The organism is Dehalococcoidales bacterium, from assembly GCA_035529395.1.
In the GTDB taxonomy this organism is placed as follows: domain Bacteria; phylum Chloroflexota; class Dehalococcoidia; order Dehalococcoidales; family Fen-1064; genus DUES01.
Genome location: DATKWT010000032.1, coordinates 1 through 14,582 on the forward strand (window position 1 = coordinate 1; position 14,582 = coordinate 14,582).

At 57.0% G+C, this 14,582-nt stretch carries 15 protein-coding genes and 1 tRNA gene; 5 read left to right on the top strand and 11 right to left on the bottom strand.

Annotation, left to right across the window (positions count from 1 at the left end; genetic code table 11):
- Positions 1–198: 198 nt before the first annotated feature.
- The 8 genes from VMW13_01890 to VMW13_01925 all read right to left on the bottom strand — a co-directional run bounded on the left by VMW13_01890 (position 199) and on the right by VMW13_01925 (position 8,055).
- Entirely contained in the window at positions 199–1,098 is a 900-nt protein-coding gene (locus tag VMW13_01890) for a hypothetical protein (GenBank protein HUV43560.1), read from the bottom strand.
- Between the two features lie 645 nt (positions 1,099–1,743).
- Positions 1,744–2,928, bottom strand: coding sequence for a tubulin/FtsZ family protein (locus tag VMW13_01895; GenBank protein HUV43561.1), 1,185 nt, complete (start codon positions 2,926–2,928; stop codon positions 1,744–1,746).
- A gap of 100 nt (positions 2,929–3,028) precedes the next feature.
- Entirely contained in the window at positions 3,029–3,523 is a 495-nt protein-coding gene (locus VMW13_01900; GenBank protein ID HUV43562.1) for a hypothetical protein, read from the bottom strand.
- Between the two features lie 355 nt (positions 3,524–3,878).
- Positions 3,879–5,291 (bottom strand): MFS transporter, encoded by a 1,413-nt coding sequence (locus VMW13_01905; protein HUV43563.1) that lies wholly within the window; start codon positions 5,289–5,291, stop codon positions 3,879–3,881.
- Positions 5,292–5,771: 480 nt separating this feature from the next.
- The gene (locus tag VMW13_01910; GenBank protein HUV43564.1) at positions 5,772–6,167 is read right to left on the bottom strand and encodes a CARDB domain-containing protein; all 396 of its coding nucleotides are present in this window, start codon (positions 6,165–6,167) and stop codon (positions 5,772–5,774) included.
- Between the two features lie 297 nt (positions 6,168–6,464).
- Positions 6,465–6,635, bottom strand: coding sequence for a hypothetical protein (locus VMW13_01915; protein HUV43565.1), 171 nt, complete (start codon positions 6,633–6,635; stop codon positions 6,465–6,467).
- Positions 6,636–6,927: 292 nt separating this feature from the next.
- Positions 6,928–7,003 (bottom strand) — tRNA-Cys (locus VMW13_01920).
- 71 nt (positions 7,004–7,074) lie between these two features.
- The gene (locus VMW13_01925; protein HUV43566.1) at positions 7,075–8,055 is read right to left on the bottom strand and encodes a nitronate monooxygenase; all 981 of its coding nucleotides are present in this window, start codon (positions 8,053–8,055) and stop codon (positions 7,075–7,077) included.
- Between the two features lie 186 nt (positions 8,056–8,241).
- On the opposite strand from VMW13_01925, the gene VMW13_01930 reads away from it, so the two are divergent.
- Both VMW13_01930 and VMW13_01935 read left to right on the top strand, forming a co-directional pair.
- Positions 8,242–9,390 (top strand): DUF4349 domain-containing protein, encoded by a 1,149-nt coding sequence (locus tag VMW13_01930; protein HUV43567.1) that lies wholly within the window; start codon positions 8,242–8,244, stop codon positions 9,388–9,390.
- A 140-nt stretch (positions 9,391–9,530) separates the two neighbouring features.
- Positions 9,531–10,262, top strand: a complete 732-nt coding sequence (locus VMW13_01935; protein ID HUV43568.1) for a glucose 1-dehydrogenase — start codon at positions 9,531–9,533, stop codon at positions 10,260–10,262.
- Between the two features lie 62 nt (positions 10,263–10,324).
- Here VMW13_01935 and VMW13_01940 read toward each other — a convergent pair whose 3' ends face one another.
- Positions 10,325–10,540 carry a hypothetical protein gene (locus VMW13_01940; protein ID HUV43569.1) on the bottom strand — a complete coding sequence of 72 codons (216 nt, stop codon included), beginning with the start codon at positions 10,538–10,540 and terminating at the stop codon, positions 10,325–10,327.
- A 111-nt stretch (positions 10,541–10,651) separates the two neighbouring features.
- Between VMW13_01940 and VMW13_01945 the strand changes: the two genes are divergently transcribed.
- Positions 10,652–11,797 carry a radical SAM protein gene (locus tag VMW13_01945; protein HUV43570.1) on the top strand — a complete coding sequence of 382 codons (1,146 nt, stop codon included), beginning with the start codon at positions 10,652–10,654 and terminating at the stop codon, positions 11,795–11,797.
- A complete protein-coding gene (locus VMW13_01950) occupies positions 11,794–12,273 on the top strand; it encodes a CinA family protein (protein HUV43571.1) in 480 nt (159 codons plus the stop codon). Before VMW13_01945 ends, VMW13_01950 begins: the two co-directional genes overlap by 4 nt.
- 17 nt (positions 12,274–12,290) lie before the next feature.
- Here the strand turns inward: VMW13_01950 and VMW13_01955 are convergent, their stop codons facing one another.
- The gene (locus tag VMW13_01955; GenBank protein ID HUV43572.1) at positions 12,291–13,019 is read right to left on the bottom strand and encodes an ABC transporter permease; all 729 of its coding nucleotides are present in this window, start codon (positions 13,017–13,019) and stop codon (positions 12,291–12,293) included.
- Entirely contained in the window at positions 13,000–13,917 is a 918-nt protein-coding gene (locus VMW13_01960) for an ABC transporter ATP-binding protein (GenBank protein ID HUV43573.1), read from the bottom strand. The genes VMW13_01955 and VMW13_01960 overlap by 20 nt, the downstream gene beginning before the upstream one ends.
- 132 nt (positions 13,918–14,049) lie before the next feature.
- On the opposite strand from VMW13_01960, the gene VMW13_01965 reads away from it, so the two are divergent.
- Positions 14,050–14,481 (top strand): NUDIX pyrophosphatase, encoded by a 432-nt coding sequence (locus VMW13_01965; protein ID HUV43574.1) that lies wholly within the window; start codon positions 14,050–14,052, stop codon positions 14,479–14,481.
- Positions 14,482–14,582: the final 101 nt, after the last annotated feature.

Sequence of the window (14,582 nt, forward strand, 5' to 3'; positions counted from 1 at the left end):
ACCCTACACCGGCCGAAGTATTCACCTCAACCCCGGTAGAAGACACCAGCACAGGTATGGTAGAATCCTTAACCCCGGAGCCCTTGAGGATTGCGGTACCCAATCCTAATCTGGCGCCTATCCTGTCCTAAGGATGGGGGCCAGTTCACCTGGGTAAATTGCTAACCGGGATAACATTTCAGCATGGAGTCAGGCATCTTACTTATTTACTATTACGACAACATCGTCCACATGTAGAACAGAATTCTCTGGCAATTCAAAACCGATAGTGCCCTTTGGCAGAGGTTCATCGTCTGTGTAGGATAACAATAGAATTCTGTCAATATAGATTTTAATGTTATTTTCCCTGACTTCTATCTTAAGGTCCATCCATTGGTTTTGCTGAAGACTCACTCCGCTCTGTGCAAGAAAACGCCTATCTGGAGGCTCTTTGTAGAGTATTGGTTCTTCCGGTACGATATTGAGTAAATACCTGGTCCCCTGTGCTGGTGTAAACCTGAAGCTCACATTTGCCGACTGACTATATTTGATTCTGGCCTCAAGTCTATAGTCCGTCCATTCTTGTGAACCGGTATCAGCAGAACAGGGTCCTATTCCCTGCAAGATGTAATTGCCATCTTCCTGGATAACGGACCAGCCTCCCTCAAGATTCCATCCGACCGTATCACCATCTTCAAAATCGTCAATAAACAGGATTATCTTATATACTGCCTCCAATTCGGCTCCCGCTGCAGCCAGCTCATTTTGCAGGGATGAGACATGGCTCTGAGCATCCACGGTTTGGTTTTGCGCCGCAATCAGCGCGCTCTGCACCGCAGCAAGGTCACTCTCCACCTTAGATAGCTCGCTCTTTGCCCACGATAAATCGTTCTCTGCCTTCGAGAGGTCACTCTCCAGGGTCGTTATCTGGCTCTCTGCCTTTTTTGAGAGGTCACTTTGCAGGGACGCCACCTCAGCCTGCAACGATTCTGTCTTAGTCAGGGCGGTATTGCGCTCAGCTAGTACAACATCATACTCTTCCTGGGGTATGCCACAGCTTACCACCAGCAAAGATACTAGCAACACCATTGCGCCAAGTAGAAATTGCTTCCTTCTCATTTCGCACCTCTCTAACTGGGATTTCTCACCTCGATTCACAATGAAGCATCCTGATACTCATTGCTGTTGCCACTAATAGTATATCCATGGTACCTGGCCGTCAATCTCCTTCCCCTGGTGCATTGTAATACAAATCTGGCAACTAGGCATACTAAAACCCCTGGCATGTATTGGTGCTCCTGAACTGCGACGGGTAGGGCTTGGTAACTACTTCCGCTTCTACAACACCGAGCGTCCGCAGAGCGTCACCTATCGTGACTGCCATATCGACCGCACTCTGGCAGACCGCCGGTCAGCAGGTGTCAATCCATCCGAAGTACCCGGTTACCCGGGCGTGCGGAATGTCGATACGACAATTGAGAAGAGCGTGGTGGCGGGGAAGTAGCCGACGGAACCGTATGCCAGGTCAAGCCGGGATTCTTCGACCACGCTGATCGCCTGTCGTAGCTTGTGCCGCTCTGTCGTGGAAGCGAGCGCACATGTTCGGCCTGTGGCTCTGCCTCTTTGAGGAGGGTGCGCCGCTCAGTCGTGTAGCTCTTTACTGCGGCGGCGTCTACCCGTTCGCCTCCCCTTGGCGGCCATTTCGGCCTTCACCTGGACCCCGGTCTTCGTCAACTCGTTCTGGCGGCCTCTTTACCGGCTGCCTCAGGACCCCGTTACCAAAGACGGGACGTCTCTCGAGGCCTCTTCTATCTCGCGAAGCTGGGATTCTACCAGTCTCTGTCTCTTCTTCCTCGCGGAGATAATCTTGGCGGTCTGTGAGTAATACTGTCGAACCTTGTCCACCACCCTCAGTTCGGACAGGATGACGGACACGCTTAGCGTCGCCTTGTCCCTGGGGTAGTCACCATTCCTCATGACGGCCTCCGGAGCGAGGATCTTAAGGTACTCGCCGATCTCTCCGATCGAGCTCAGGTTGATCTCCTTGCCCGGGCCGGAGACGAGGTACAATCCTCTCGAGGCTTCCGCCGGGTCGCACTTGAACGACAGCTCGCTAAGGGCAGCGTCCATGGCCTCGATGCCGCGGTAGATTTCGGAACTCTTCCTGCGGAAGTTGTCTGAATTCTGGAAGGGGATCCGCAACGACGGTAGCTGGGCTTGCCCGTGGCCAATCACTGTCCAGCCCGCTATGCTCTGGATGATGTCTCCGGCATCGAGGAGCCTCGCGCCCACATACTTCGCTTTCTTCTCCTCACCGGCGCAGAGGATGTTGTAGAAGGGCTCAGCAATCGTCTCGTTGATTCCGGCGAAGTTGTGCTTCAGGGGGGAGTTCTTCTTCACGTATCTCTGGTTGTCGACCAGGAATACCGCGTCAGCGACGGAATCCGCGGACTTCAGGCACGTCGCCGTGTTATAGACTGTCCGCTCCTCGGTATGCTCTTCATGCTCGAATGGAAGGACAATAAGGTTGTAGATGGGCTTGTCAATGTAGCGGTCTTTGAGGACCTTCGTCATCGTGCCTATCGAACCGGAGCCGGTACCGCCAGCGGCACTGGCACAGAGCAAGAACGCATCCGACTCGAAGAAACTCGGAGTGGACCTGATGGCATCGATGACCTTGTCGGCATCTTCCTTCATCATGTCGGCGGCGAGTTCGTTGATCTTGCCGACACCGTGCCCCCCGGACTTCCTCCCGCCGATCAGAATCCTGTGTTTGTAGTCTGCCTTGATGTGCGTCAGCCCGGTCAGGTCAGCGACGTCGGTATTCACTGCGAACGCCCCGGTGACGATTTCGATCCCGCGCCGAGCCCTTGCTCGCTTGTTTATCCGGGCGAAGCTGTCGGCGATATTAGACCCACATTGCCCCAAGCCAATTACCAGTAGTTTCATTTGTGACCTCCTCCTTTATTACAGTCCCTTTGATACAGCACGATATCCCTTCACCATTGCTATCGCCCGGTCTGCGGTGTGCCTCATGGCAGTGTCCCGGCTAATCTGACCCTGCCTCAGCTTTCTTTTCTCCTTGAAAGACGCCCCAGGCCTGTTCGCGGCTTTCAATGCACTTCTGCCAGGCCCGTGCCACCGAGTTCCTTTGGTCTCTCTGCGCTTCCTGCACGCCCCGCTGGAAGGCTTCCTCGGCTCTTGCCTGTGCCGTCCTTGAAGCCTCCTCGGCCTCCTGTTTGGCCTGCTCTCGGGTACTCACAGCCTGTGCCAGGGCCTTCTCATAGGCGTCATTTGCCCGCTTCTCGGCATCCTTGAAGAGCTTCTCCATCTGATGTTCGTGCTTCTTGTAGCCCCTGGCGACTTCATGCTGGGCTTGCCGGTACAACTGGTAGGCATTCTCAGCCTGACTGAGAAGCTCGGTAAGATGATCCCCGGCCTGTTGATAATCCTTGGTCGGCTGCTCTGGAAGATCCACGATCGACTCCAGGACCTTGGCTCTGGGTCGGCTGGTGGCTTTCTCGGCCTGTTGCACTTGAACCATTTTGATACATCCCCCTACTGTGTTTTTATATGCGGCTCTGTCTGATCCGGAACCGGGCTTATCCCGGTCTACCCACGACTATGAACCATGAGCATTATGCTGGCCCCGGGGTCGGGGAAACTGTACCAATCGGCCCAATATGCTGACCCATATGGGTACGAATGAGCGGTCGTCAGGTGTGATGGATGTAAGGACGAGCTAGTCTGTAATGTCATTCGTATGACCTCCGTCAGGTTTCCCAGGTACTCCACGGATCTAACTTCCGGTGATTCGGCACTCGCCGTGCCTCATTGCCTGTGAATCCGGTTCAACTATCATCCAGTACTGGTGGGATCCGGGTGTGCCGAACCGTGCCTTAGCAGTCAATGGTGGCCGGGCGAAGAACCATAGAGACACTGAAACTGTCGCGGCGGGTGACTCCGACCGGCAGCGTGAAAAGCAGGCTCTCGATCTCCGCAAAGGCGGCCCCAAGCCTGCTGTGCAGCGAAGCTATCCCGTCAAACAGGAGATTGACCGTCCGTATTACCGGCACGCGGCGCACTTCTGATATGTTGTAGAGAAAGGTGGCAGCTACGAAGTAGCGCAATACTCCCGAGAGGAGGAAAAGCGTAATCAGCCGATTACCAAACAGGTCGGGAAGGATCGGCGCCAGAAGACCGCCCAGCACTGCCCCTATGCTTATGGCGAGGCCTGTCAACATGGTGTAGATGGCGATGAAATGCGTCCGGGTCTGCGGGGTCGCTGCGTCATAGATGAAGTTGCTGCTCGACAGGATGAACCCGGACCACGCAAACCCCGACAGCAGCTGAACCGGAATCAGGACGTACAACCGGGTGCTTATGGTCCAGAGTATTGGTATAAGGGGAATGAGAAGCGACGTGATTCTGAGAATCCTGACATTGCCAGCCCTATCGGCACGTCTTCCCCAGAACGTAAATGACATCAGAGAGGCCACCGAGGTTACCGAGTTGATCGCCACGAAGGTCAGATAGTCGAACCCAAGGTCGCGCAGCATGTATACGGCCATGAAAGGGCTGCCCAGGGAGGTAGCAAGATTCATCAGAGACGCGAAGATTACGAATCTGCCCAGGTTAGACTCCTTCAGATTCACCAGAAGCCCGAGCAGGTTGACCTTTTCGTCAGCGGTGCTGCACGGCCTCGGCTCATGCATACGCTTCAGGAAGTACCAGGAGGCCAGCCGGAAGAGGGCGGCACCGCCGAAGATGATGGAGAACCCGATGAATGCGTTGCCGGCACAGAACTGCAGCACGGCTCCACCCACAAAGAAGCTGATCAGGACGACGATGCCACAGATTCTGCCCCGGGAGCCGAAGAACTTGCCCCTGATCCCTTCCGGGACCAGGTCTGCCATTATGCTCCCCCATGCTGGGATTCCAAGTGAGCCTGCCACGGCGCTCAACGTCAGCAACCCGATCAACCACCATACCTGATGGCTTGCGAAGAGGTACGGGATGAGGAGGATCGGTAGCCAGATGGCCGCGTGGCAGAAGGCGGCCGGAAGAATCAGGCGTTTGCGGCTGCCCGCCCTGACCACCAGGGCGGGAGCTGCCATCTGGGACAGGGCCATGGTAAGGCTGGGAACACTGGCCAGCAGTCCGATCTGCGCGGTAGTAGCTTGGAGGGGCAGGGCGAACGGCACGACGTAGTTGCGGGTCAGTCCCAGCATAGCCGAATGAGAAGCACCATCCAGGATACTGTTCCTCAGAGTCCGTTCTATGACGTTGTTGTGTGGACTGGTGGTTCTCATTCCCTGTACCGTTGGCCACCTCTCCCCTATCAGGCTCTTGCTGCCGCTACATTCAGGCTAGCATAACCCGCCAGTCTTTCAATGAGTCATTGGTCACTTCCGGCAGGGGTACGAAAGTTCTGTGCCTTTGGTCACCTGCTACCGGTGATTTTATTGCCTGCTGGACTGGGTTCCCGGCATTGTCGCCGGCGGCGTAGTCCCGGTCACTGGAGACTCACGCCAGAAGGAGACACCCACAACCCCCCGGACCTACGGGGTAGGCCAGAGCGTCTCGGGGGTGGGATCAACGACAGGAGGGCTGGCCACCGGCGAATAGGTGGCCAGCCCTCCTCATAATCTGGTTTCCCGGAGTATAGGTCTTAGCTCTTACCGATTCTGAACATCCTGGTGCCGCACTTCGGGCAGACGCCCTGAGTTGCCGGTTTCCTCACCGATGTTTGTCACATCCACCGATACCTGACTGCTATTGCCAGTAATCATTTAGTCCGGTGAAATCACCAGATTGGCCAACTGAAACTCTGCGGGCTTCGACGGCTCCTTCACTACCAGGGTTGCAGCCAGTCCGTTAACATCGATGGCAAAACTGCCTGCCTTCTCCCTCGTGACGCCGAAAGTAGCCTGCCTGGTGTCACCCGGACCGATAGCTACCTGCTGCTCTTCAGCCTCGGTACTATCGAGTTTCAATATGACTGTGTAGCTGCCTTCTGCACCTCCGGTGTTGGTGACATCGACTGAGACCGCGGAACGCTGGTCGGTCCCTACCTCTTGAGGAGTGAGGGTGAGATTGGAGATGCTAAACATCGCAGGCTTGGTGCATCCTGGGGCGGCTGCCGTGAGCAGACTCAGCACCACCCACACCACGATGAGCTTTCGCACTACTGTGCAACTCCGCTGTATCGGAGGAGTCGGGCAGGTAGGCTGAGTGTAGCCTTTGCGCCTCGATATATCAATCCGGGCAACACCACCATGATCTACCCGATATTTCCCATTTCAACTCACAACGAGGCATCCCGGTTCTCATTGCTCTTGTCCGGAATAGTACATCCACGGCACCTGGCGGTCAATCTCCTGCAGGACTGACAGTCCTCTGGGCAGTTGGTGTCAACACAGCCCGGAGTCTGACATCTTGTTTCGGTCGATTCTCAGGGGTAGGTCGGTTCACCCCCAGGTCGTCTATTCTCTATCGCTGAAAATGGCCGCGAGCAGGAAGCCTGCGGGCACAACCGCAATGACTATCGCCCTTATCCAGATGGCACTGACAAACTGCACTACCAGTAGCACGACGATTACTTCAAGTACTATCGCCACCACTATCGCTATCAAGAAATTCCGAACATCTTCCATGTGACCTGCCCAAGACCATACTATTTCCTGAATTGGAGTCCGCAGCTGCGATGGTTAGTCCATGTGTCTGGAGGTAATTGTAGTTCTGTCCGATTCCTGTGTCAACGACCAACAGCGCAGGGCCGCCGGTCCGCTGTCCAGTCGACGTTAACATAGGCATGAGTATCCGGGAAGGTGTGAGAGGCAAACTGGCTCGGACGGCGTCCTGGATCAAGCGTAACTGGACGGCGGTTATCTCCATCCCCATCAACTTGCCGGGTGCATTTCAACAGAGGAGGGTCGGAAAAAGAAATGGAGGCGACGGGCGGATTCGAACCGCCGAATAGAGGTTTTGCAGACCCCCGCCTTAACCACTTGGCTACGTCGCCCCACCGACCGCCGAACGGTCGACTCAACCTATATTGTAGCGTCCCGTGTTACCTGACGCAAGCCGACACCGCTATGCCCCGGCCACAAGACCGGTAAGCCTCTTCTCTATGATTTCACGTGCACCCGTGATTATACCGTCGATGACTTCCTTCACCGTGGGTATGTCATGGATGAGGCCCACCACCTGCCCGCACTCGACCAGGCCCGCTTCAAGCTCGCCGTCGAAGTAGGCCCTGGTCGAGTTCTGCCCACTGGTAACGGTCAGGAGTTCCTCCAGCGTGGCGCCGCGACTCTCCATTTCCTGGACCTTGAGCGCCGGTCCATTCCTTAGATTTCGCGACGGTGCGCGGATGGAGCGCTGGGTAATCAGGGTATCCGTCTCCCTGGAGTTGAGCAGCCATTCCTTGTATTTAGGGTGGGCCGGGCATTCCCTGGTGGCCATGAAACGCGTCCCCATCAGGACACCATCGGCACCGAGGGCCAGGGCAGAGACAAAGCCCCCGGCATCGGCGAAGCCCCCGCCGGCAATGACCGGTATCTTCACCGCCGCCACCGTGGCCGGGACCAGCACCAGGGAACCGGTGTCATCCGGCCCGGGGTGGCCGCCGCACTCGTAGCCGATTATGGAGACGGCATCGCAACCGACCAGCTCCGCCGTCTCGGCAAACCTTACGCCGCCGGGTGCCTTGTGGATGACTATCACGTTGCCCTGCTTGAACTGCTTCATGTAGGGCTCAGGGCTGCGCCCCGAGGTCTCCACAATCCGCACTCCCTCTTCAATGACCACGTCGATGTACTCCTCGGTATTTACCGGCCGTGCCGCCGGAGACAGGTTGATGTTCACCCCGAAGGGTTTATCCGTCAGGCTTTTCGTCCTGCGCAGCTCATCCCGCAGCCCCTCCTTTGTCGCGTGGTCCGCCGAGGTGATTATGCCCAGACCGCCGGCATTGGAGACCGCGGCAACCAGCTCCGCTCGTGAGAGGTGGACCATTCCCCCCTGCACTATCGGGTACTCGATTCCCAGCAGCTCCGTGATTCTCGTTTTGAACATTCTCTGGTTGTCCCCTTTCCGCAGTTCGTTCTGCCCAGCGCATTATAGCAACTGCCGTATAAGCAGACAAGTAAAACCGGCCCACCTGGCTCCGGCAAGAACCATATAACTACCCTCTTTGCTCCGTGTGCGTTATGGTGTATAGTACGGTGGCATTGGGACAATAGCATAGAAAGGAGGTTTCTTATGAAGATGTTGATGGTGGTAATAGGGTTGTTGCTGGTGGTGGCTCTGCTGGTGCCTGTTTCCTGCGCAAAAGCACCGGCGGAAGAGGAGAGTATGAGCGTTCCCGGGTATATAACCGTGGAAACGACAGCAAGGAAAGAATCGGTACGACCAGCACCGGAGATTACTCTGGAGATACCACCAGCAGAGTATGGGGAGCTCGTGAGCGGTGACGTCGGCCAGGCCTGGGCTACTGAGCGCATGATAGTCCGCACTGCGGATATGTGGCTGGTAGTAAATAATGTCCCAGTTGTCATAGACCAGGTTACCGGGATGGCTGATGGCTTCAGCGGGTATGTGGTTTCTTCAGGAGTGTGGAAGGAAGGAGAGAGACTGGTTGGGAGTATTGCCATTCGTGTGCCTGCCGAGCATTTTGATGATGCTATGAGGGCGCTACGCGGGATGGCGGTTGAGGTAACCTCTGAGAGCACGTCCAGCAAGGATGTAACCGAGGAGTATGTCGACCTGAGCGCCGAGTTGAAAAACCTGGAAGCAACCGAAGAGCAGTACCTCAGGCTGATGGAGAAGGCGGAAGCAGTAGACGATATGCTTTCTATCCAGAGAGAACTCTCCAGGACAAGAGGCGAAATCGAGCAGACGAAGGGCCGTATGCAATACCTGGAGCGGACCTCGGACACCTCGCTTATCGCGGTACGTCTGGAACAGTCCAGTCTTGGTGTTGAATTCAGTGCTGATAAGAGGAGGGGACTTAAGGAAGGCGAGAATATCCGGTTTACTGTCGACCAGATTGCGGGCGGTTTTCCTCCCTATAGCTATGAGTGGGACTTTGGCGATGGAGATATCAGCACGGATGATACTCCGACCCACGCATATAGGGTCGATGGCAGCTACACCGTCTCCCTCACGGTGACCGACGACCGGGGTAATACGGCAACTGAAAACAGGGAGAACTATATCACTGTCATTCCCGGTTGGAGCCCCGGCAGTATTGCCAGAGGGGCCTGGGATGGCATAGTCACCTTTGGCCATGTACTAGGCAACATATTCATCTGGATTGGTATTTTCAGCCCTGTCTGGATAGTCATCGGTGGTATAGTCTACTGGTGGCGGAGGCACCGCAGGAAGAAGAGAGCAGAGAAAGAAAGTTAAAAGGTCCTATCGCAGATGTAGCGATTGTGGACTACGCACCCCGAGGACGCTGAAGCGGGTTGGGCATTCACCGCACTTGATTGGGTGGACAGCCTTATGCTACGTTTAGAGACAACCGTGCATATGAAAGGAGACCGAACGTGGGCATTGTCGATTTCTCATTGGATGGCAAGGTAGCACTGGTAACCGGTGGCAGTCGTGGCATTGGGCGTGTGATTGCCCTGGCATTTGCAGAGGCCGGAGCAGATGTGGCCGTTAGCGGCAGGAAGCTCCCCGACCTGGAGGCAGTGGCCGAAGAAATCAAGGCCGTGGGAAGGAAGGGACTGGCAGTCTCCTCCCACATCGCCAAGCCGGAGGAGTCGAAGAACCTGGTGGAGACGGTACAGAAGGAGTTTGGCCGGATAGACATCCTGGTGAACAACGCCGGCACGAACCCCTATCTGGGACCCCTGATTGATGCCGAGGAATGGGTCTGGGATGTGACCATGAATGTCAACCTCAAGGGGCCGTTCATACTCGGCCAGATGGCAGCCAGGGTAATGAGAGACCAGGGGGGCGGTAACATCATCAATATCGTCTCCACGGCCGGTATAAATCCAAGCATGCTCCATATCTACAGCGTGACCAAAGCGGCACTCATCATGCTGACCAGGGTGATGGCAATGGAATGGGGCAAGCACAATATACGTGCCAACGCTATCGCCCCGGGGATGGTAAAGACACGGTTCAGCGAAGCACTGTGGAAGGGGACACCCGCCGAAGACAAGCTAGCCATGCCTGAGGACATCGCCGGAGCCGCCCTTTACCTGGCATCGGACGCCTCCAGGTACGTCAACGGGGAGACCGTCGTTATCAGTGGTGCGGGGGGCTAGACAGGGAGAACCCAACAACAGCGATGCCTGCCGGTCGATGCACTTACACAGGCAAGCCCGGACTAATCATATGAGTCGCCGCCGCGACCGATCGAAATGGTGATGCTTGCCAGGAACAGAAGAGCCGCCAGCCCCCAGAAGAAGGCGGTGGTGGCGGCAATCGGTCCGATGGCCTCTTCGGCCTTGATGAAGGTTGGCAGCAGGTCCAGCGCAGTGATGATGCCCAGCAGACTACAGATTCCACCGGCCAGACCAAGTACCAGGGTCAGTATTGCCATGCTACTACCTCTCTCACGTATTCAATAAGCTCCGGGTGTTCCTGCGCTGTATTTTATGCCATGCTTGCCTTATAATCAAACTATAACCAGTATACGGAGTAACAGCACACGATGGAAGATGCTTTTGAACTGGGGCCATTCAGACCGCCGAGCGAGGCTTTCTCCCTGCTCCTCAGGCTGACCCGTAACTGTCCCTGGAACCGGTGTCGCTTCTGCGGCATGTATAAAGGGCAGAGATTCGAGCTGCGGTCTGTGGAAGACATCAAGCAGGACATAGAGGCGGTCAGGAGAATCTACGACCGGATAATCGAACTGGCCTGGAGTTCCGGATACGGCGGCAGACTGAAGGACGCGGCACGTATGATACTGAACAAACCGCAGGACCAGTCTTATTACAATGTCGGCCTCTGGCTCTATGGTGGCGGGCAGAACGTCTTCCTGCAGGACGCTAACAGCATTATCATGCGGACCCATGAGCTTGTCGAGGTACTCCATTTCCTGAAGGAGACCTTCCCCGAAGTCAACCGTATCACCAGCTACGGCCGGTCCAAGACGGCGGCAAAGAAGACCCTTGAGGAACTCGTCGAAATTCGTGAGGCGGGACTTTCCCGACTGCACATCGGGTTGGAGTCCGGCAGCGATACCGTCCTCAAGCTCATGGACAAGGGAGTGACCGCTGCCGAGCACATCACCGGGGGCAGGAAGGTGGTCGAGTCCGGGATATCGCTCTCGGAATATGTCCTCCTCGGGTTGGGGGGCCGGGGACTGTGGCGGGAGCATGCCATCGAGACAGCCCGCGTGCTCAGCGAGATAAACCCGAATTATATCCGCATCAGGACCCTGAGCGTTAGTCCGGGACTGCCGATGTATGCCGACCTCGAAGGCGGCAGCTTCGTCCTCGAAAACGACGAAGAGATGGTCGAGGAACTGAGGCTGCTCGTCGAGAACCTGGACTGTGACTCTAACTTCGTCAGCGACCACATCAATAACCTGCTCCAGGGAGTAGAGGGAAAGCTCCCCCACGACAAAGAGAAGATGCTGGCGACCATCGAACAGTTCCAGTCGCTACCCCCCGAAGAAAGAATCAACTTCAGGATTGGCAGGAGGGCACGCATCTACCTGCACGTCGACGACCTCAATGATGCCCACAAGCACCAGGTAGTCGAGCAGATAATCGAGAAGCTCGGCAACGGTGACCACGATGGCGACCAGCAAATGATAGATAGACTAATCGAAGGTTACTTCGTACCGCTATGAGCAGACTGGCAGGGGAGATAGTCGACCTGCTTCGTCGCAAGGGCCTGACCCTGGGGTTGGTCGAGTCCGCCACCGGCGGCCTGATTTCGCACCTGATAACCAATGTCCCCGGCAGCTCCGATGTCTACACGGGGTCGGTTACATCCTACAGCAACGATGCCAAGGCCAGGATTGTGGGCGTCAGTGCGGACAGCATCGAGCAGTACGGAGCGGTCAGCCCGCAAGTTGCCGGGGAAATGGCGCAGGGCGGAAGGCGGGTGCTGAACGTTGATATCTGTGTTACCGATACCGGAATTGCCGGGCCGGGCGGGGCGACCCCGGAGAAACCGGTGGGGCTGTTCTACATCGGGTTGTCCCACAGGGGCGGCACCTTCAACCGGAAGCACGTCTTCTCCGGTGACCGCGAGGCCAACAAGCGCGCTGCCGCGGAAACGGCTCTCACCTGGCTCAAGGAGTACCTGGAGAGTCTGGGGTAGGGCTCTCCCTTTCGGACCTACGGCTCCCGCCAGCGCATCCGGGTGATTCCCAGGATATTGGTGGCCACCATGAAAACCAGCAGTATGAGAACGGGAACCAGGACTGATGAGCCGCCGGTAAGAACTTCCCGGAAAGCCTGCCCCGCATGGGTGAACGGTGATACCCGCGCTACCCACTGCAGCCACTCCGGCAGCCTCTCGATGGGGTAGAAAATGGGTGACACCAGGACCACCAGGATTCCCACCGTGCTGCTGAGCATATAGCCCGCCTGGGCGGTCCTGACGTGTGTAGCGATAAGGACGGCGAAACCGGGGAGAGCGAGCGCCGTCATGATAAGCAGGGGCAACAGCAACAGCGACAGGTGAAAGTCCGCCCCGACGGCGGCAGCAACACCAAGCACTCCCACTGCGGTCAGCATCGCCGTCAGGGCGCTGGCAGTGGTGACACCGGTCACGTAGGACCCGGGGGACATGGGTGATGTCCGGAACAGCGTCATCTGCCCCTCGAACCGCTCCGATACCAGCAGCGAACCGGTAACACTGACCGACTGCATCCCCACGGCAAGTACGATGGCCCCTGCCAGCAATTGCACCTCGACATCCGGGGGTGGGGCAGTCATCAGACGCAGCATGATAAAGGTCGCCGAGGAAATCAGGCTGTTGATGACAAAGCCCTCCCAGTCCTTCAGGAAACGCCTGACCTCCATGCTGAATACCACGTAAGCATCACGAAACCAGCGCGTCATCCCCAACCTCCGAAGTCAGCGGTCGTCTGGTCAGCTCCAGGTAAATATCCTCGAGATTCGTCTTGGCGATATCGTATTCCTCCAACCCCAGCTCGGTAATTCGTGCGTGCAACTCATCAGTGGTCCGCCCGTAGATGGTGGTACGCTCGTTGGGATAGCCGCTGCCGGACAGGGTGTAGGTCAGCTTGTAACGATTGCCGATACGGGCATGCAGTTCTTCCACGGTACCCATGGCGACCAGGCGTCCCTGCGACATGATGCCAACGCGCTCCGACAGGTGTTCCGCCTCCTCCATGTAGTGAGTTGTCAGGAGTACGGCGGCGCCCTGGTGCTGGCAGCGGCGGATAAGGTCCCACACCTCGCGGCGTGAGAGCGGGTCAAGACCGGTGGTCGGCTCGTCCAGGATGATAGCCCGGGGCTGGCCGAGCATGGCGATTCCCACCAGCAGCTTGCGCTTGAGCCCTCCGGACAGGTCCATGGCTTCCTTATGGCGGTGCTCCCCCAGGTTGAGCTCCCGGATTAGCTCCTGCACACGGGACCGGAGTACCTGGCCGCTGAGACCCCGGATACGACCGAAATAGGTGAGGTGTTGCTGCAGAGTCAGCCTCCCGAAGAGACCGGCCTCCTGGGGAACGATACCCAGTAACTGGCGCGCCTCCCGCGGTCGCTTGATGACATCGATGCCGAAGACCCTCACCTCTCCACCGGTGGGCATAAGCTCACCGGTTACCTGGCGGACCAGTGTGGTCTTACCCGCGCCGTTCGGCCCGAGAAGGCTGAAAAGCTCGCCCGGGGCCACTCGCAGGCTGACGTTGTCGTTGGCCAGCGGGCCGCGCCGGTACTGTTTGGAGAGGTTGACCACCTCAATAGCTGTTTCAAGGTTGGCAGAGTCTGTCAATTGTCCATCTGAAGTCTGTTATCCCACTAAAAAGCCACTCTACCATAGCCACAGGCTGTTTACAAAGCTGCGCTGCCGTGCTATATACTGGGTAGCACAACTGACCCGTCTACCGGTACAAGGAGGAGGACCCTGGCCTCAGAACTTGCGGAAAGGCATGTCGTCACCTGTTTTCTTGAGTCTAACGACGAAATCCTTCTACTGCGGCGCAGCCAGCAGGTAGGCAGCTACCGGGGACACTGGGCTGGAGTCAGCGGTTACGTGGAGTCTACCCCGGATGAGCAGGCCCTGACCGAGATAGGGGAGGAAACCGGTCTTGAGCCGGAGGATGTTCACCTGCTCAAGAAAGGCAAGGTCCTCCGGGTAGATGACGAGGGTCTCGGTGTCCGCTGGATGGTGCACCCCTATCTCTTCCACGTCAAGGACAGGGATAAGATAAGGACGGACTGGGAGCATACCGGGGCGAAATGGATTGCTCCACGGGAGATAGGTGACTACCCCACCGTGCCCCGATTGAAGGAGACCCTGGAGAGGGTCTTGCAGGCCCCGGAAGAGGAAGATTAAGGACGCCCCTTTTCTCTTGAAACCGGCTGCCACTTGCCCAGGCTGAAGAGTCCGGGAAACAGCGCCTTCCGCATCTCCTCAATCAGGAACAGCGCACCGCC